At 72.7% G+C, this 18,548-nt stretch carries 13 protein-coding genes; 7 read left to right on the top strand and 6 right to left on the bottom strand.

What is annotated here, in order from left to right:
• Positions 1-169: 169 nt before the first annotated feature.
• Entirely contained in the window at positions 170-1,132 is a 963-nt protein-coding gene (locus tag IEJ02_RS45180; protein ID WP_191070113.1) for a 1-phosphofructokinase family hexose kinase, read from the top strand.
• 413 nt (positions 1,133-1,545) lie between these two features.
• On the opposite strand, the gene IEJ02_RS45185 is transcribed toward IEJ02_RS45180, so the two are convergent.
• Together IEJ02_RS45185 and cdgB are read right to left on the bottom strand one after the other, a co-directional pair.
• Complete coding sequence (locus tag IEJ02_RS45185; protein WP_191070114.1) at positions 1,546-2,538, bottom strand: CBM35 domain-containing protein; 993 nt, start codon at positions 2,536-2,538, stop codon at positions 1,546-1,548.
• 265 nt (positions 2,539-2,803) lie between these two features.
• Positions 2,804-4,495, bottom strand: coding sequence for a diguanylate cyclase CdgB (cdgB, locus tag IEJ02_RS45190; RefSeq protein ID WP_191070115.1), 1,692 nt, complete (start codon positions 4,493-4,495; stop codon positions 2,804-2,806).
• Positions 4,496-4,910: 415 nt separating this feature from the next.
• Here cdgB and IEJ02_RS45195 point away from each other — a divergent pair, with 415 nt between their 5' ends.
• Entirely contained in the window at positions 4,911-5,411 is a 501-nt protein-coding gene (locus IEJ02_RS45195) for a flavin reductase family protein (protein WP_370467244.1), read from the top strand.
• 102 nt (positions 5,412-5,513) lie between these two features.
• Here the strand turns inward: IEJ02_RS45195 and arfB are convergent, their stop codons facing one another.
• Entirely contained in the window at positions 5,514-5,942 is a 429-nt protein-coding gene (arfB, locus tag IEJ02_RS45200) for an alternative ribosome rescue aminoacyl-tRNA hydrolase ArfB (RefSeq protein ID WP_137980813.1), read from the bottom strand.
• A 183-nt stretch (positions 5,943-6,125) separates the two neighbouring features.
• Here arfB and IEJ02_RS45205 point away from each other — a divergent pair, with 183 nt between their 5' ends.
• A complete protein-coding gene (locus IEJ02_RS45205; RefSeq protein ID WP_191070117.1) occupies positions 6,126-6,701 on the top strand; it encodes a TerD family protein in 576 nt (191 codons plus the stop codon).
• A 109-nt stretch (positions 6,702-6,810) separates the two neighbouring features.
• Here the strand turns inward: IEJ02_RS45205 and IEJ02_RS45210 are convergent, their stop codons facing one another.
• The gene (locus IEJ02_RS45210) at positions 6,811-7,407 is read right to left on the bottom strand and encodes a TetR/AcrR family transcriptional regulator (RefSeq protein ID WP_191070118.1); all 597 of its coding nucleotides are present in this window, start codon (positions 7,405-7,407) and stop codon (positions 6,811-6,813) included.
• Between the two features lie 98 nt (positions 7,408-7,505).
• Between IEJ02_RS45210 and IEJ02_RS45215 the strand changes: the two genes are divergently transcribed.
• The 4 genes from IEJ02_RS45215 (at position 7,506) to IEJ02_RS45230 (ending at position 12,517) form a co-directional block, all read left to right on the top strand.
• Positions 7,506-8,516 (top strand): NAD(P)-dependent alcohol dehydrogenase, encoded by a 1,011-nt coding sequence (locus IEJ02_RS45215; protein WP_191070119.1) that lies wholly within the window; start codon positions 7,506-7,508, stop codon positions 8,514-8,516.
• Positions 8,517-9,056: 540 nt separating this feature from the next.
• The gene (locus IEJ02_RS45220; RefSeq protein ID WP_191070120.1) at positions 9,057-10,676 is read left to right on the top strand and encodes a M4 family metallopeptidase; all 1,620 of its coding nucleotides are present in this window, start codon (positions 9,057-9,059) and stop codon (positions 10,674-10,676) included.
• A gap of 117 nt (positions 10,677-10,793) precedes the next feature.
• Complete coding sequence (locus tag IEJ02_RS45225) at positions 10,794-11,879, top strand: S-(hydroxymethyl)mycothiol dehydrogenase (RefSeq protein WP_191070121.1); 1,086 nt, start codon at positions 10,794-10,796, stop codon at positions 11,877-11,879.
• On the top strand, positions 11,879-12,517 hold the full coding sequence (locus tag IEJ02_RS45230) for an MBL fold metallo-hydrolase (protein WP_137978455.1): 639 nt from the start codon (positions 11,879-11,881) through the stop codon (positions 12,515-12,517). Before IEJ02_RS45225 ends, IEJ02_RS45230 begins: the two co-directional genes overlap by 1 nt.
• Before the next feature lie 39 nt (positions 12,518-12,556).
• Here IEJ02_RS45230 and IEJ02_RS45235 read toward each other — a convergent pair whose 3' ends face one another.
• Entirely contained in the window at positions 12,557-13,066 is a 510-nt protein-coding gene (locus tag IEJ02_RS45235; protein WP_191070122.1) for a flavin reductase family protein, read from the bottom strand.
• A gap of 7 nt (positions 13,067-13,073) precedes the next feature.
• Positions 13,074-18,362 (bottom strand): non-ribosomal peptide synthetase, encoded by a 5,289-nt coding sequence (locus IEJ02_RS45240; RefSeq protein ID WP_369075666.1) that lies wholly within the window; start codon positions 18,360-18,362, stop codon positions 13,074-13,076.
• Positions 18,363-18,548: the final 186 nt, after the last annotated feature.

The raw sequence follows: 18,548 nt of genomic DNA on the forward strand, positions 1-18,548 counted from the left end.
CGTTTTGGCATGATCGCTCGGGCACGGGCACGGCCCGGGCACGCGCACGGGCACGGCACGGGCACGGCACGGGCACGCGCACGGCACGGGCACGCGCACGGCTCGGCACACAGTCGCATTCAGCACAGGAGTCTCCGTCCGGCGGGGGGACGGGAGAGGGGATGCCAGGGTGATCCTCACGGTCACGCTCAACACCGCCCTCGACGTCACCTACCGGGTGTCGGAACTGCGCCCGCACACCAGCCACCGGGTCACCGAGGTCACCGAACGACCCGGCGGCAAGGGTCTCAACGTGGCCCGGGTGCTGGCCGCGCTGGGCCATGACACCGTCGTCACCGGCTTCGTCGGCGGGGTCACCGGTGCGGTGCTGCGGCAGCTGCTCGCCGAGATCGCCACGCCCGGCGGCGGCCCCGAGGCCCCTCGCGGCACGATCACCGACGCGCTGGTCCCGATCGCCGGCACCACCCGGCGCACCATCGGCGTCGTGGACTCCGCAACGGGCGACACCACCCAGCTCAACGAGCCGGGCCCGATCGTCACCACCCCCGAGTGGTCCACGTTCATGGACGGTTACGGCCGGCTGCTGCGCGAGGCGTCGGCGGTCGCGCTGTGCGGCAGCCTGCCGCCCGGGGTCCCCGTCGGGACGTACGCCCAGCTCATCCGGGAGGCGCACGCGGCGGGCGTGCCCACCCTGCTGGACACCAGCGGCGAACCGCTGCGCCGGGGCATCGCCGCCCGCCCCCATCTCGTCAAGCCCAACGCCGACGAGCTCGCCGGGCTCACCGGCTCCACCGACCCGCTGCGCGCCGCGCGCGACGCCCGGCGGCGCGGGGCGCGCGCGGTGGCCGCCTCGCTGGGCTCCGACGGCATGCTCGCGGTCACCGCCCACGGCGCCTGGCGCGCCGCCCCGCCGCGCCGGCTGACGGGCAATCCGACGGGCGCCGGGGACGCGGCGGTCGCGGGGCTGCTGTCCGGGCTGGTCGAGGAGGCGCCGTGGCCGGACCGGCTGGCCCGCGCGGTGGCCCTGTCGGCGGCCGCCGTAAGGGCCCCGGTGGCGGGCGAGTTCGACCCCGCGGTCTACGACGAGGTGCTGGCACGGGTCGAGGTGACGGAGCACCCGGCGGCGGCCTGAGCAACCACCGAGCGCCGCACCGGCCCTACGGGGTGTCCAGCGGCTCCGCCACGCGGCAGGGGCTTCGCCCCTGGACCCCGTGGGCGAAGCCCCACCCAGCCCCTCCGGCCCTTGAGAAGCGGGACCTGAGGCAGAACCCCACCACCCAGCCCCCCGGCCCTTGAGAAGCGGGACCTGGGGCAGAACCCCACCACCCAGCCCCCCGGCCCTTGAGGAACGAGGCCTGAGGCAGAACCCCACCTTCCAGCCCCTCCGGCGCTTGAGGAGCGGGACCTGGGGCAGAACCCCACCACCCAGCCCCCCGGCCCTTGAGGAGCGGGGTCTGGGGCGGAGCCCCAGTTGTGGGAAGGGGCGGGGAGGGGAACAGCCCGCCGCAGGCGTACGCGTACCGCCGGACACCACCCAGCCCTTGGCTACCCCTTGGCCTTGGCGAGCCACATCTGGTCAATGTTGGCGTCGCACTTGTCGCCAGGGTCACACGACACGGTGACCGTGTTGGTGCCCTTGGTGAGCTGGACGATCGACCAGGTCTCCGTCCAGCCCTTCTCGTAGTCCCCCTTCGGCGCGCCCGAGAAGTTCTTCATGTTGAGCGGCCGCGTCTCCTTCTTACCGTTGATCGTCAGCGACATGCTCTGGTCCTCACCGGGCACGCCGTAGGTGACGTACAGCCGGTAGGACTTCGCCTTGGCCACGTCCACGTTCCAGGTCACGGACGAGCCCGGGGCGTTGAGCCCGCCCACGTAGGTGCCGCCCGCGGCCTTGGCGCCCTTGATGTCGCTCGCCGGGGCCGCGCCGCCGGTCAGCTTCATCTTCGCGGCGTCCTCGGTGGGCAGCTTCTCGTCTTCCGGGCCCTTGGAGGGCCCGGAGGGCTCGCTGGGCTGGACGCTGGAGCCCGCCGTGGGCTGGCCGGTCGGGTCGGCCTGGTCGTCCTTGCTGCCGTCACCGTTGGTGATCATGGCGACGCCGATGCCCACGAGGACCACCGCGACCACGGCGATCGCCCCGATGAGCAGCCCCTTGTTGTTGGGGCCACGGCCGCCGCCGCCATGGCCGCCGCGCGGGGCGGCCGCACCGGGCTGGCGGGGGGCGCCGCCGGGCAGGGTCTCGGGGGCGGCGTAGTGGGCGTTCTGCCGGCCGTAGCCGCCCTGCTGGCCGTACCCCTGCGGCTGCTGGTTCGGGATCTGCTGGCCGTAGGTGCGTTCGCCCACCGCGCGGACCTGGTTGTACGAGGTGCGGGGAACCCCCGGCTGGGCCGGGCCGGGGTAGCCATAGCCGCCGGTGCGGGGGGCGGCACCCGGCTGGCCCGACTGACCGCCCTCGTTCCCTTGATCGCCCTCCGAGCGATACAGGTAGGCGAACGGGTCGTCGTTCTCCGGTGTGCCCGAGCCGTTGTTGCCGGCCGTCATCCCTCGTCACTCCCCTATGCATATGGCCATCGGCGCGGGATCAGAACGCGCCACGACAGCTCATATCAGGGTCGAGAGGGCCTCAACAGGGCGTGTGCTGTCCGGATGGCCAATATTCATGATCGGTTCACTGTCGGCGGCAGGGCCGCATCGGCGCAGCCTACCGCGACCGACCGCTCCCCTACCTCATCCCGCCCGGCGGCACCCACCTCCCACCCCGGACATATCTCACAACCACCCCGCCACCCACACCGCCCCACACCCCTCACCCCGCCCGGCGGCGCTCCTTGGAGCGGGACCGCTTCTCGATGTACATTCGCTGGTCAGCGGAGTGCAGCACCTCTTCGGCCGACATTCCGCAGCCCGCCCAGCCGATGCCGAAGCTGGCACCGACCCGCACCGCCCGGCCGTCCACCCGGATGGGCGGGGTGATCGCGTTCCGCAGCCGCACCGCCAGGTCGGCCGCGTCGGCCCGGCCGAGGCCGTCGGCGAGGACGACGAACTCGTCACCGCCGAGTCGGGCGACCGTGTCCCCTTCCCGTACGCCGTTGGTCAGCCGGCGGGCGACCTCGATGAGCACGGCGTCGCCCGCGTGGTGCCCGAACCGGTCGTTGATGGACTTGAAGCCGTCGAGGTCGCAGAAGAGCACCGCGAGCCCCTTGTGGCCGTCGTCGATGTCGGAGTCCTCGTTGGGCGGGACGGTGTGCACATGGCCGTCGAACGGGGCGGTCTCGACCGGGGGCGGGGTGCCGAAGCACTCGAACTCGTCGAAGCCGTGCAGATGCCCCGCCGCGTCCACATAGACCCCGCCGTCGCCCGCGAAGCCGTCGTCCGACGCGCCCCCGTCCTCGTACCCCCCGCCCGGCCGGGGCGGGGTGGCGCACAGCCGGGCGGCGAGCCGGGCGCGCAGCTCGGCGCTGTTGGGCAGGCCGGTCAGGGAATCATGGCTGGCGCGGTGGGCGAGCTGCAGCTCATGGCGCTTGCGCTCCTCGATGTCCTCGACATGGGTGAGCAGGAAGCGCGGGCCGTCGGCGGCGTCGGCCACCACCGAGTTGCGCAGCGAGACCCAGACGTACGAACCGTCGCGGCGGGCCAGCCGCAGCTCGGCGCGGCCGCCCTCGGCGGAGGTGCGCAGCAGGGTGCCGATGTCCTCGGGGTGAACCAGGTCGGAGAAGGAGAAGCGGCGCATCGCGGAGGCCGGGCGGCCCAGCAGCCGGCACAGGGCGTCGTTGGTGCGCAGCAGCCGGCCGTGCTGATCGCCGCCCATCTCGGCGATGGCCATGCCGCTGGGCGCGTACTCGAACGCCTGCCGGAAGGACTCCTCGCTGGCCCGCAGCGCCTGCTGCTCGCGCTCCAGGCGCAGCAGGGCGCGCTGCATGTTGCCGCGCAGCCGGGCGTTGCCGATCGCCACGGCGGCGTGGAAGGCGTACATCTGGAGGGCCTCGCGGCCCCAGGCGCCGGGGCGGCGGCCGTTGCGCGGTTTGTCGACGGACAGGACGCCGATGAGCTCGCCGCCGGAGGCGCCCGCCGCGTAGAGCGGGGCGAACAGGCGGTCCATCGGATGCCATTCGTCGGGGAAGCGGGGCGCGGGTCCTGGGGTGTGCCACTGCGGGACGTCGTCGTCGTCGAGGACCCAGCCCTCGCTGTACGGGATGAAGCGCAGATCGCCCCAGCGCTCGCCCATGGACAGCCGGCGCTCCCAGGAGCAGCGGGAGCCGACCCGCCCGGCCATCAGCGCCTCGGCCCCGGCGCTGCCGCCGACGGCGGCGACCACGAGGTCCCCGTCGGGGCGGACGAGGTTGACGGCCGACAGCTCGAAGCCGAGTCCGGCGATGACACCGTCGGCGACGGCCTGGAGCGTGTCGGCGAAGCTGCGGGCGGTGTTCAGATCGGCGACCACCTGGTGCAGCTGCCGCAGCGTCGCAAGGCGGATGTACGGCTCCGACTCGGTCTCCATCGATCGCACTCCCCCGAGACCTCGACAGCAAACTCCTGGCGTCTTGTCGTCCGATTGCCACGGCCACTGAATCACAGCGAGCTGCCCACTCGGTACACAGGGTCAACAATTACCGCCTGCTGTGACTCATGTCACAGACAGTGTTCACTTCTTCGACAGGGCGTATGGGAGCGCTCCTAGCTTTTGTGATCGCAAATCCCGGAACGCGGGCGCCTGGCCGTGGGGGTGGCCGCCCGGGGAGTCCGGACACCGCCCGGGCACCCTCCGGTTCGGCGCCGGGCTTACGGCCCGCGACCTACGCCCGGAGTGGTCCCCGGGCCCGATGCGGGGACCGGCCGGGGGCGGTTAGCGTCGAAGGGTGTTCCCGACGACTCCTTCCAGCCCAGCCGAGCCCGCCGTCCCCCATGCTGGTGGGGTGAGCGAGGACGAGTTCCGCATCGCGCTGTCGCGGTTCACCGCGGGCGTGGTGCTGGTGACCGCGCACGACCCGGAGGAGGGGCCGCGCGGCGAGGACGTCGGCATGACGGCCACCGCGTTCATGTCAGTGTCACTTGACCCGCCGCTGGTGATGGTGAGCGTTCGCAACGGATCCCGGATGGACGAGCTCCTGGAGCGACAGCCCCACTGGGCGGTATCGGTCCTGTCGGAAGGTCAGCGACACATCGCGGGACGATTCGCCATGAAGGGGCGCATCAGCGACAGATTGCTGTTCGAGGACATGTCCGTGGTGCGGGGCGAGCATACGGACGCCCCGCTCGCGGTGGGCGCGCTGGCGACGCTGGAGTGCCGCACCGAGCAGCGGGTGACCGCCGGGGACCACACGCTGGTGGTGGCCCGGGTGCTCGCCGCGACGGCACCGGCCGCGGAGGGCGGGCCGCTGACGTACTTCAGGGGGCGCTACCGGACGCTGGGGTGAGGGGCGCCGAGGAGGCGGCGGCCGGGGAACGGTGACCGGGGAGCCCAGGGAACGGTGACGGGGCAGCCCGGGGAACGGTGACCCGGGCCAGCCCGGGGCGGGCTACGTCCAGCCCCGCCCCGTACGCCCCCGCTTGACGTCGCTCCGCTGCTTCTTCTCGCGCAGCCGCCGCTCGTTGATGCCCCGGGGGATCCGGGTGGGGCGGCGCGGCTTGGGCGGTGGCGCGGTCGCCTCCGCGAGCAGGGACGCGAGCCTTACGGCGGCCGTCTCGCGGTTGCGCCACTGCGAACGGTGCTCGGAGGCCCGTACGGTCACCACCCCGTCCACCAGCCGGCCCGCCAGCCGCTCCAGGGCGCGCTCCTTCCATACGGGCGGCAGCGCCTCGGTGCGGGCGAGGTCGAAGCGCAGCTCGACCTGGCTGTCACTGGTGTTGACGTGCTGTCCGCCGGGCCCGGAGGACCGCGAGAAACGCCACATCAACTCGGCCTCCGGCAGGAGGACCGAACCTCGGATGACATAGGGCGCGGACATGTCCCCCATGGTCGCCCGCCGACCCCGGTGGCGTCATCTTGTTATCTCGTCGCACCCCGACATCAGGGTTTGGCAAAGAAAGTAAAGAGAGCTGGAACCTGTCGGGCCATTCATGGCGTTGTGGAGGGTGACGACGGCTTCGCCCGTCGCCTCGGACCACAGAGACCACGAAAGGGACTCCCCATGGCTGTAAGCCTGTCCAAGGGCGGCAACGTCTCGCTCACCAAGGAGGCACCGGGCCTGACCGCCGTCACGGTCGGCCTCGGCTGGGACGTCCGCACCACCACGGGCACCGACTTCGACCTCGACGCGAGCGCCATCGCCGTGAACACGCAGGGCAAGGTCTACTCCGACCAGCACTTCGTGTTCTTCAACAACAAGTCCACGCCGGACCAGACCATCGTCCACACCGGTGACAACGTCACCGGCCAGGGCGAGGGCGACGACGAGCAGATCAACGTCAACCTGGCTGGTCTGCCGGCCGACGTGGAGAAGATCGTCTTCCCGGTCTCGATCTACGAAGCCGAGTCCCGCAGCCAGAACTTCGGCCAGGTGCGGAACGCGTTCATCCGCATCGTCAACCAGACCGGCGGCACCGAGATCGCCCGCTACGACCTGAGCGAGGACGCGGCCACCGAGACCGCCATGGTCTTCGGCGAGCTGTACCGCAACGGCGCGGAGTGGAAGTTCCGCGCCGTGGGCCAGGGCTACGCCTCCGGCCTGGTGGGCATCGCCAAGGACTTCGGCGTCAACGTCTGAGGTTCCCCCAGCGCACCACCACCGAGGGCCGCCCCGCACCCGGGGCGGCCCTCGCCGTGTCCACGGCCACCCCGTCGCGGCGAGCCGTCTCGGGCGGTTGGGTCCGTTGTCACCCTTCCGGATGACGATCAGCGCTTGCACGGAAGGCGCCCGAGACCGCCTGGGCCAGGGCCTGCTTGCGGCGGGTGTGGGCCTCGGGCGGGTCGTCGGGGGCGGCGGTGGCGGAGAGGCCGGCGGCGGACCAGGTCAGGGCCATGGCGAGGACCAGCGCGAGGACGTCCTGGGGGTCGATCGAGGCGGTGACACGGCCGGCGCGCTGGGCCTCGGCGATCGCCTGGAGTTTGACGGTGACGGCGGATGACTCGGTCACCAGGTTGTCGGTGACCACGCCTTCGAGCTTCGCCCAGGTGGCCAGGCGGACCAGCTCCGGCCGTTCGATGGTGGCCTCGTACAGCCGCACGGCGTACCGGGGCAGGTCGTCGGCCGTGAACGGCACGGCGTCGACGACGGCGTCGGCGTGGCGGCGGAAGACGGCGCCGAAGAGGCCGAGCTTGTCCCCGAAGTAGGCGTACAGCTGCGCCTTGTTGACGCCCGCGGCGGCCGCGATGCGGTCGACCCGGGCGCCCGCGATGCCATGGGCGGCGAAGTCGGCGGTGGCCGCGTCGAGCAGGCGGCGGCGGGTGGCATCGCTCTTCCGGGGAGACATGGGGTCAGGTTACCAACTGGTTAGTTGCCGACGTCCGGCGTGGGGGCGTAGCGTGCGTAAATCCAACCAACTAGTTAGTTAAAAATGAGGTGGGACGCATGACCGTGCGCGCGTACGCGGTGGAGCGGGCCGGTGGCCCGGTACGGCCGCTGGAGTACGAGCCGGAGCCCCTGGGGCCGCTGGAGGTCGACGTCGCCGTGACGCACTGCGGCGTCTGCCAGACCGACGTCGGCCTGGTGGACGACGTGTACGGCCTCTCCCGGTACCCGGTGGTCGCGGGGCATGAGGCGGTCGGCGTGGTCGAGGCCGTGGGCAGCGCCGTCGACGGCACGCGGCTGGCCGTCGGGCAGCGCGTGGGCGTCGGCGCGATGGCCGGGGCGTGCTTCGCCTGCGAGTGGTGCCTCACCGGCCGGCAGTATCTGTGCCCGCGGAAGGACGACACGGCGCTGCGCGGCGACCGCGGCGCGTTCGCCACCCGGGTGCGGGCGAGCGACTGGCGGTATGTCCAGCCCCTGCCCGACGCCCTCGCCTCCGAGCACGCGGCGCCGCTCCTGTGCGCCGGGATCACGGTCTTCTCGGCGATCAGCCGGAACGGGGTCCGCCCCACGGACCGGGTCGCCGTGGTGGGCATGGGCGGTCTGGGCCACCTCGCGATCCAGTTCCTCGCCAAGTGGGGCTGCCATGTGACCGTCATCTCCTCGACGGCGGCGAAGGCGGACGACTCCCGGCGGTTCGGCGCCCATGAGTTCATCGTCGCGGAGGAGGGGCTGCGGCGGGCCTCTGGCTCGTTCGACTTCGTCCTCTCGACCGTCTCGGCCGATCTGCCGTGGGACGACTACCTCGCGGCGCTGCGCCCGCAGGGGACGCTGTGCGTGGTCGGCGTTCCCCACGGGGCGTTCGGCGTCCACCCGTTGAGCCTGCTGCCGGGCGAGAAGCGGCTCGTCGGCGGCGTCGTGGGATCGGCGGAGGAGAACCGGCGGATGCTGGACTTCGCGGCGCGGCACGGCATCCGCCCAGCCGTCGAGACGTTCCCGGTCGCGCGCATCGGCGAGGCGCTCGACCACGTCCGCCACGGACGCGCGCGCTACCGGGCCGTGTTGGAGTTCTGAGGCTGGGCCGTGCCCCGGGAAGCCCCGCCGCGCCCTCGGGAAAGGCCGCCGCGCCCCCGGGAAGCCCCGCCGCGCCCCCGGGAAAGGCCGGTTGGGCACGGCCCGCCCCACAGATCGTCTTCTCGTCGCGTACACGGCAACGCCGCCCTCCGGGCCCGCCGATCGCCCCGCCGCGCCCGTCACCTGGGCGATCGGCCGGGGCCCGCCCCCGCCCCGGCCGCGGACACCGATGCGGCGGGGGCATGACGTAGCGGGATAAGTCAGCATCAACCGGCCGTTGTTGCCTCATGCCTCGCTGACCGAATTCGCCCCTACTTGAACAACGTCGAGTCAAATTCTTGTTACGCGCCTATCCCGATCGATCGATCAATGACAATCTCTGGTCGGCCCGCCGCGCGTCTTCTGACTCCGCGGTAAGGCCCTCATGCACCGCTCCGTGCACCACTCGCACCACTCCTGCTCGACCGGACGGCCCACCCATGGCCGTCCGTACCCCCTACACAGGGCCGCGACCCGGCGGCCCCAAGGCAAGGAGACCGAGTGAGACCCAACGCTTCCTCCCCCCGTAAGAAGACCGTCCGCGTGGCGGCGCTCGTCGCCTCCGCCGCCATGGTCGTCATCGGCGTGCAGACCGGCCAGGCCAGCGCCCAGCCGGAGCACTCCCGCGAGGCGGGCGCCACGGCGCTCCCGCTGACCGTGGGCGAGCGCGCCACCGCGATCAAGGCGGCCCAGGCCGACGCCTCCGCGCAGGCCGAGTCCCTCGGGCTCGGGGCCAAGGAGAAGCTCCTCGTCCGCGACGTCATCAAGGACGCGGACGGAACCGTTCACACCCGCTACGAGCGCACCTACGCGGGGCTGCCCGTCCTCGGCGGCGACCTGGTCGTCCACGAGAAGACCAGCGGCGCGCGCTCCGTCAACAAGGCCACCGACGCGCGGATAGCGGTCAAGAGCACCGACGCCGCCGTGGCCGCCTCGGCCGCCTCCGGCACCGCGCTGAAGGCCGCGCCGAAGGCGACCACCGGCGAGAAGGCCAAGTCGCCGCGGAAGGTGGTCTGGGCGGCCACCGGCAAGCCCGTCCTGGCCTGGGAGACCGTCGTCACCGGCACACAGGCCGACGGCACCCCGAGCGAGCTGCACGTCGTCACCGACGCCACCACGGGCAAGAAGCTGTCCCAGTGGGAGGGCGTCGAGACGGGCACCGGCACCAGCAAGTACAGCGGCACGGTGCCCCTGGGCACCACCAAGAGCGGCTCCACGTACAGCCTCACCGACTCCACACGGGGCAACCACAAGACGTACGACCTGAACCAGGGCAGCTCGGGAACCGGCACCCTGTTCACCGACGCGGACGACGTATGGGGCGGCGGGCGCCAGACCGCCGGCGTCGACGCGCACTACGGCGCGGCCGAGACCTGGGACTTCTACAAGGAGTTCCTGGGCCGCAACGGCATCAAGAACAACGGCGTGGGCTCGTACTCCCGCGTCCACTACGGCAACAACTACGTCAACGCCTTCTGGCAGGACTCCTGCTTCTGCATGACGTACGGCGACGGCTCGGGCAACGCCAACGCGCTGACCGCGATGGACGTGGCCGGCCACGAGATGAGCCACGGTGTGACCGCGGCCACCGCGAACCTCAACTACAGCGGTGAGTCCGGCGGTCTCAACGAGGCCACCTCCGACATCATGGCCACCGCGGTGGAGTTCTACTCGGGCAACTCCGCGGACGCCGGTGACTACCTCATCGGCGAGAAGATCAACATCAATGGCGACGGCACCCCGCTGCGCTACCAGGACAAGCCGAGCAAGGACGGGGCGTCCAAGGACTACTGGTCCTCGACGCTCGGCAACATCGACGTCCACTACTCCTCCGGCCCCGCCAACCACTTCTTCTACCTGCTGTCCGAGGGCAGCGGCGCGAAGGTGATCAACGGCGTGAGCTACAACAGCCCGACCTACGACGGCTCGACCGTCACCGGGATCGGCCGGGACAAGGCCATCAAGATCTGGTACCGGGCCCTGACCACGTACTGGACCTCGACGACCAAGTACGCGGGCGCCCGCACCGGCACCCTCAGCGCCGCCTCCGACCTCTACGGGGCCAACTCCACCGAGTACAAGGCGGTCGCCGCCGCCTGGACCGCGATCAACGTGAAGTAATCCCCGGGGGAAGTCCGAAAGAAGCCCGAGCGGGCCGCACCGGGGACCGGTGCGGCCCGTTCCGGACGGGCCTCGTCATCCCTGTCGTAGCCGCTGGTCGCCACTTACGCTGCTGTCATGACTCAACAGGTACGCGGCGTGGTGGCCCCCGGCAAGGGCGAGAAGGTCAGGATCGAGACGATCGTGGTGCCGGACGCCGGCCCCGGCGAGGCGGTGGTCCGGGTCCAGGCGTGCGGCGTCTGCCACACCGATCTGCACTATCGGGAGGGCGGGATCAACGATGAGTTCCCCTTCCTCCTCGGCCATGAGGCGGCGGGCATCGTGGAGTCCGTGGGCGAGGGCGTCACGGAGGTGGCCCCCGGCGACTTCGTGATCCTCAACTGGCGCGCGGTCTGCCACGAGTGCCGGGCCTGCCGCCGCGGCCGCCCCTGGTACTGCTTCAACACCCACAACGCGAAGCAGCCCATGACGCTGACCGACGGCACCGCGCTCACCCCGGCGCTCGGCATCGGCGCGTTCGCCGAGAAGACGCTGGTGGCGGCCGGGCAGTGCACCAAGGTCGACCCCTCGGCCTCGCCCGCCGCGGCCGGGCTGCTCGGCTGCGGGGTGATGGCCGGCATCGGCGCCGCGCTCAACACCGGCAACGTCCAGCGCGGTGACTCCGTCGCCGTGATCGGCTGCGGCGGGGTCGGCGCCGCCTCGGTCGCCGGGGCGCGGCTGGCCGGGGCCGCGAAGATCATCGCGGTGGACCTGGACGAGCGGAAGCTGGAGTGGGCCCGCTCGCTGGGCGCCACCCACACCATCGACGCGGGCAGCGCCGACGTCGTCGAGGCCGTCCGCGAACTGACCGACGGCAACGGCGCGGATGTCGTCATCGAGGCGGTGGGCCGCCCCGAGACCTACCGGCAGGCGTTCTACGCCCGCGACCTGGCCGGCACCGTCGTCCTGGTCGGCGTCCCCACCCCCGAGATGAAGCTGGAGCTGCCGCTCCTGGACGTCTTCGGGCGCGGCGGGGCGCTCAAGTCCTCCTGGTACGGGGACTGTCTGCCGTCTCGCGACTTCCCCCTGCTGATCGACCTCTACCAGCAGGGCCGCCTCGACCTGGACGCGTTCGTCAGCGAGACGATCGGGCTCGAGGACATCGAGGAGGCGTTCGCCAAGATGCACCGCGGTGAGGTGCTCCGCTCGGTGGTGATGTTCTGATGACCCCTCCGCCCGTACGCGTCGACCACCTCGTCACCTCCGGCACCTTCTCGCTGGACGGCGGCACCTGGGAGGTGGACAACAACGTATGGCTGGTCGGCGACGACCACGAGGTCTACGTGATCGACGCCGCGCATGACGCCGACGCGATCGCGGACGCCGTCGGTGACCGCCGGCTGCTCGGCATCATCTGCACCCACGGCCACGACGACCACATCGACGCGGCCCCCGCGCTCGCCGAGCGCACGGGCGCGCCGATCCTGCTGCACCCGGAGGACGAGGTGCTGTGGCGGATGCGCCACCCGGACCGCGCCCCGGACAAGCCGCTGGCCGACGGCGACGTCCTCACCGTGGCCGGGACGCGGCTGCGGGTGGTGCACACCCCCGGCCACTCCCCCGGCGCGGTCTGTCTGTACGCACCGGCGCTGACCACGGTCTTCTCCGGGGACACCCTGTTCCAGGGCGGCCCGGGCGCCACCGGGCGCTCGTACTCGTCCTTCCCGACGATCATCGAGTCGATCCGGGAGCGGCTGCTGACGCTGCCCCCGGAGACGGTGGTCCGCACCGGCCACGGCGACTCCACGGCCATCGGGGACGAGGCCCCGCACCTGGAGGAGTGGATCGCGCGGGGGCACTGAGCCCCCGCGGCCGGCCCGCCCCGGCCCGCGGGGCCGCGGTCACCAGAACGCGGCCCCGCGGGCCGTCCCGGCCGCCGACGCCGGGCGCTGGAAGGAGCGGTCGCAGTAAACGAGCGGGGCCTCCTCGCCGACGTGGGCCGCCACGACCCGGCCGATGAGGACGGAGTGGTCGCCGCCGTCCACGACGCGGTGCAGTGAACAGGCGACCCGGGCGACCGCCTCCGGTATGCCCGGCATCCCCAGCTCCATCGGCAGGGTGTCCCCCGCCGCGAACCGGTCCGCACCGGAGGCGGCGAAGCGCCTCGCGATGTCCGCCTGTCCCTCCGCCAGGACGTTGATCATGAAGCTCTCGGCGGTGGTGAAGGCTTCATGGGTGCTCGCGGTCTTGCCCAGGCAGATCAGCACCAGGGGCGGGGTCAGCGACAGCGAGCTGAACGAGCTGCCGGTGAACCCCCATCTGCGTCCGGACGCGTCGACCGTCGTGGCCACCGTCACGGGGGCGGGCACCCGGGCCATGGCCCGGGTGAACTCCTCAGAGGTGATGGTCATCGACGCTTCACCACTCGTCCTCCAGCAACTCGATCTCCTCCTGCTCCAGATCCGACAGGGCGAGGTCCGAAGGGGTGTGGCCGCCCGCGCCGGGTCCGGCCGCGTGGAGCGCCATCCCGTCCAGGGCGCGCAGCCACGCCTCGCCGACCTCCCGTACCTCGGCCTCGGACAGCACATCGGAGGCGTAGGTCCAGGTCACCATGAGCTCCGGGCCGCCGGGGCGGTCGATGGTGACGGCGTTCAGCTCCAGTCCGTACGGGGTGCCCGGACCGTCGCCGCCCAGGTCGAGCCCGAGCGCCTCCGAGGCCGGGCGCCAGTCGCCCCCGGGCCCGTCGTGGACCTCGACCCGGCCCAGGTAGTTGAAGCCGATCCGCGGCACGGCCAGCCCGGCCAGCTCCGCGGCCGTCTCGCGGTCCAGATGGCGCAGCAGGCCGTAGCCGATCCCGGTGCCGGGCACCGCGCGCAGCTGTTCCTTCATCCGCTTGACCACGCGCCCGGTGGCCGGGCCGCCCGCCCACAGCTCGCTCCACTGCACCTGGCCGGGGTCCAGCCGCACCGGGTGGAGGCTGGTGAACCAGCCCACCGTACGGGACAGATCCACGCCCCCGACGCTCTCGTCCCGGCCGTGCCCCTCCACGGCGACCAGCACCGAGGTGGCCGTAGAGCCCAGCCGGCGGCGCCGGTCGGCGACCGCCAGCGCCAGCGCGCCCAGCAGAACGTCGTCCACACCGCAGTGGAACACCGAGGGCACCTGGCCGAGCAGCGGCGCGGTCCGCTCGGCGGACAGCGTCATGGTGACGCGGGCGACCGGTCCGGCCGGGTCGTGCCCCGGGGCCGATGTGGCCCCGCCGAGCTGGGCGTCCGGGGCGGACAGGATGTCCGTCCACAGCGGCAGCTCGGCCCGCCGTTCCGGCCTGCGCGCCTCGGCCGCCAGGTGTTCGCTCCACCGGCGCACCGAGGTGCCTACCGGGGTGAGCTCCGGCTCCCGTCCGGCGGCGACGGCCGTCGCGATATCGGCGAGGTCCCGCAGCAGAATCCGCCAGGACGCGCCGTCGACCACCAGGTGGTGGGCGACGAGCAGCAGCCGTCCCGGCCGTGCGGGACCGGCGTCGAACCACACCGCGCGCAGCATCTCGCCGTCCCCCGGCGCCAGCGCCGCGCGGGCCTCGGTGAGGGCGCGGTCCAGCAGCGGCCCGAGGTCCGCGTCCGCGACCCCGGCGGTGTCGACCCGGCTGAGGCGGTCGGCCGAGGACACCGCCCCGGCCGGTGGCACGCTCAGCCGCCAGCCGCCCTCGTCGTCCCCGCCCAGCCGGGCGCGCAGCACGTCGTGCCGGTCGTGCAGCGCCTGGAGCGCGGTGGTGAGCGTCGGCAGGTCCAGACCCGCCGGGGTCCGGACGAGCATCGGCTGGCTGAAGGAGTCGATCGCACCGCCGCGCTCACGCAGCCAGTGCATGATCGGCGTGGGGGCGAACTCGCCGACGGGGTTGTCCGGTTCCCGGGAGGCCGCGTTGTCGAGCACCTCCGCCGCCGCGGCGAGCCCGGCCACCGTCTTGTGCTCGAACACGTCGTTGACGGCGAGGACCAGACCCGCCGCGCGGGCGCGGGCCACGAGCTGCATCGACATGATGCTGTCGCCGCCCAGTTCGAAGAAGCTGTCGTCGATGCCGACCGAGGGCAGCCGGAGCACCTCGGCGAAGACCGCGCACAGCGCCTCCTCGACCGGGGTCCGCGGGGGCCGCGAATCGGCCGCCGCGCCGAAGCTCGGCGCGGGCAGCGCCTTGCGGTCCAGCTTGCCGTTCGGAGTGAGCGGCAGCCGGTCCAGGACCACGAAGGCGGACGGGACCATGTACTCCGGCAGCGATCCGGCCAGATGGGCGCGGAGAGCGGAGACATCCGGCTCGGCGCCGCCCGCCGCCGGCACCACATAGGCGACCAGCCGGGCGCCGGGGCCCTGGTCGGTGCGGGCGAGGGCCACGGCCTGGCCGACCGCCTCATGGGCGGTCAGCACCGTCTCGATCTCACCGAGCTCGATCCGGAAGCCTCGCACCTTCACCTGGTGGTCCGCCCGGCCCGAGAACTCCAGCCCGCCGTCCGCGGTCCGGCGCACGATGTCGCCCGTGCGGTACATGCGCTCACCGGGAGCGCCGAACGGGCAGGCCACGAACCGCTCCGCGGTCAGCGCCGGCCGGTTGTGGTAGCCCCGTACGACGCCCGCGCCCGCGATGTAGAGCTCGCCCGGCACTCCGGGGGCGACCGGGCGCAGCCGGTCGTCCAGCACATAGACCCGGGTGTTGGCGATCGGGGTGCCGATCGAGGGCAGGCCGTCGGTGTCCGTCAGGTCCGCGGCCGTCGACCAGATGGTGGTCTCGGTCGGGCCGTACAGGTTCGTCAGTCCGGCGGCCGACTCACGCAGCCGGGCGGCCAGGCCCTCCGGCAGCGCCTCGCCGCCGACCAGCGCCCGCAGCCCGCGCACACCCTCCGGCGACGCGGTGACCATGGCCTGCCACAGCGACGGTGTCGCCTGCACGATGCCCGCCCCGGTGTCCTCGGCCATCCGCAGCAGCGCGACCGGGTCGCGCACGGTGTCCCGGTCGGCCATCACCACGCCCGCACCGGACAGCAGCGGCAGATAGAGCTCCAGGGCCGCGATGTCGAACGACACCGTGGTGACCGCGAGCAGCCGGTCGGCGGGGCCGAGGCCGAACCGCTCGCCCATGTCGTCCAGGAAGTTGCTCAGCGCGCCGTGCGGGACGACCACGCCCTTCGGGCGGCCGGTCGAACCGGAGGTGTAGATGACGTACGCCGGGTGATCCGGTGAACAGGCCACACCGGGCGCGGCCGTGGGCGCCGCCGCCAGCTCGGCGGCGGTGGCCGGGTCGTCCAGCACCACCGGTGCCGCCCCCTCGGCACCGTCCGCGAGAAGGGGAACGGTGTCGGAGGTGACCAGTGCCAGCGCCGGGCCCGCGTCCTGGAGGATGTAGCCGATCCGGTCCCTCGGATGGTCGGGGTCCAGCGGCAGATACGCCGCTCCGGTCTTCAGCACGGCCAGCAGGGCCACCAGAAGCTCGGCCGAACGCGGCACGGCCACGGCCACCAGGTGCTCGGGGCCCGCGCCACGGCGGGTCAGGAGCGCGGCGAGCCGGCTCGCGCGGTCGTCCAGCTGGGCGAAGGTCAGCTCGACGCCGCCGGAGACCACCGCGACGGCCGACGGGGTACGGGCAGCCTGTTCCGCGAACAGCTCATGGACCCGCCGTGAGGGCATCGGGCGAGCGGTGTCGTTCCACTCGGTCAGCACGCGCGCCCGTTCGGCCGGCGACAGCACGTCGATCTCGCTGACGCGGAGCCCCGGTTCACCGGTCACCGCCTCCAGCACTCGGACCAGCCGCCCCACCAGCGTCTCGACGGTGCCCTCGTCGAACAGGTCGGTGCTGTACTCGCAGACACCGAGCAGACTGCCCGGCCGGTCCGGCCGCTCGCCGAAGGCGAAGCTCAGATCGACCTTGGCGGCGCCGAGGTCGACCAGTTCCGGCCGCAGGGCCAGACCGCCGAGGGTGTCCGTGGCCGCCGGCATGTTCTGGACCATCAGCGTGACCTGGAACAGCGGATGCCGGGCCAGTGAGCGCTCCGGGTCGACCACCTCGACCAGGCGCTCGAACGGGATGTCCTGGTGGGCGTAGGCGTCCAGCGCGGTGCGGCGCACCCGGTCCAGCAGACGCTCGAAGGTCGGGTCACCGGAGGTGTCGGTGCGCAGCACCAGCGTGTTCAGGAAGACGCCGACCAGGTCCTCCAGCGCCTCGTCGGTGCGTCCCGCGATGGGGCTTCCGACCGGGATGTCCTCGCCCGCGCCCAGCTTGGTCAGCAGCACGGCCAGCGCCGACTGCAGGACCATGAAGAGGCTCACCCCGCGCGACCGGGCCAGCGCGGTCAGCCCGCGGTGCAGCTCGGGGGCGATCGCGAACTCCATGGTGCGGCCGCGATGGCTGGCGACGGCGGGCCGGGGCCGGTCGGTGGGCAGGGCCAGCTCGTCGGGCAGCCCGGCGAGCGCCTCGCGCCAGTACGCCAGCTGGCGGAAGGCCAGGCTCTCCGGATCGTCCTCGTCACCGAGGTGGTCGCGCTGCCAGAGGGTGTAGTCGGCGTAGGCGAGCGGCAGCGGCTCCCAGGCCGGGGCGCGGCCGTCGCAGCGGGCGGCGTAGGCGGCCGAGAGGTCCCGCACCAGCGGCGCCGTGGACCAGCCGTCGGTGGCGATGTGGTGGATCACCACGGCCAGGACGTGTTCGGTCTCGCCGAGCGCGAACAGGGTGGTGCGCAGCGGGAGCTGCACGGTCAGGTCGAAGCCACGGGTGGCGGTCGCCGCGAGCTGCTCCGGCAGGGCGGCCTCGGTCGTGTCCACCACCGTCAGCGGAAGCCGCACGGCGTCGCGGTCCCACACCTGCTGCCGGGGGGAGCCGTCGACCTCGGGGAAGACCGTGCGCAGGCTCTCGTGCCGGCCGACCAGATCGGACAGCGCCAGCTCCAGGGCCGCCCGGTCCAGTGCCCCGGACAGCCGGAGCACCACCGGTGCGTTGTAGGTGGCGCTCGGCCCCTCCATCCGGTTGAGGAACCACAGCCTGCGCTGGGCGAAGGACAGCGGAAGCACCTCGGGCCGTTCCCGGGCGCTCAGCGCCTGCCGGGCACCCTCCTCCCCGTCCAGCGCCCTCGCGAGCGCGGCCACGGTCGGTGCCTCGAACAGGGTGCGCACGGACAGTTCGACGCCCAGGACGGAGCGGATCCGGTTGACCACCCTGGCCGCCAGCAGCGAATGGCCGCCGAGGTCGAAGAAGCTGCCGTCGATCGACACCGTCTCGACACCGAGGACGTCGGCGAACAGGCCGCAGAGGATCTCCTCGCGGGGTGTGCCGGCCATACGTCCCGCCGAGGCCGGCGTGTACTCCGGGGCGGGCAGCGCCTTGCGGTCGAGCTTCCCGCTGGCGTTCAGCGGCAGGGCGTCCAGCGTCACGAACGCGGCGGGCAGCATATAGTCCGGCAGCGATGCGGCGAGCGCGTTCCGCAGCAGGCCCGGCTCCGGCGCCTCTCCCGGGTCCTGCGGCACCACATAGGCCACGAGCCTGCGTTCGCCGCCCCGCTCGTCGCGGGCGACCACCGCGCAGTCGGCCACGCCCTGGCAGGCCGACAGCACGGCCGCGATCTCACCCGTCTCGATGCGGAAACCCCGGATCTTCACCTGATCATCGGCACGCCCCAGATACTCCAGCAGCCCGTCGGCGTTCCAGCGCGCCAGGTCACCGGTGCGATACATCCGCCTACCATCACCCGCGAAGGGATCCGCCACGAAACGGGACGCACTCAGCCCCGGCCGCTTCAGATAGCCCTGCGCCACCCCACCACCAGCGACATACATCTCCCCCGTCACCCCTGGAGGCACCGGCCGCAGACATCCGTCCAGCACATAGATCCGCAGGTCCGGGATGCCTCGGCCGATCAG

Origin of the sequence: Streptomyces sp. 5-10, from assembly GCF_014712245.1 — a bacterium.
Lineage (GTDB): Bacteria > Actinomycetota > Actinomycetes > Streptomycetales > Streptomycetaceae > Streptomyces > Streptomyces violaceusniger.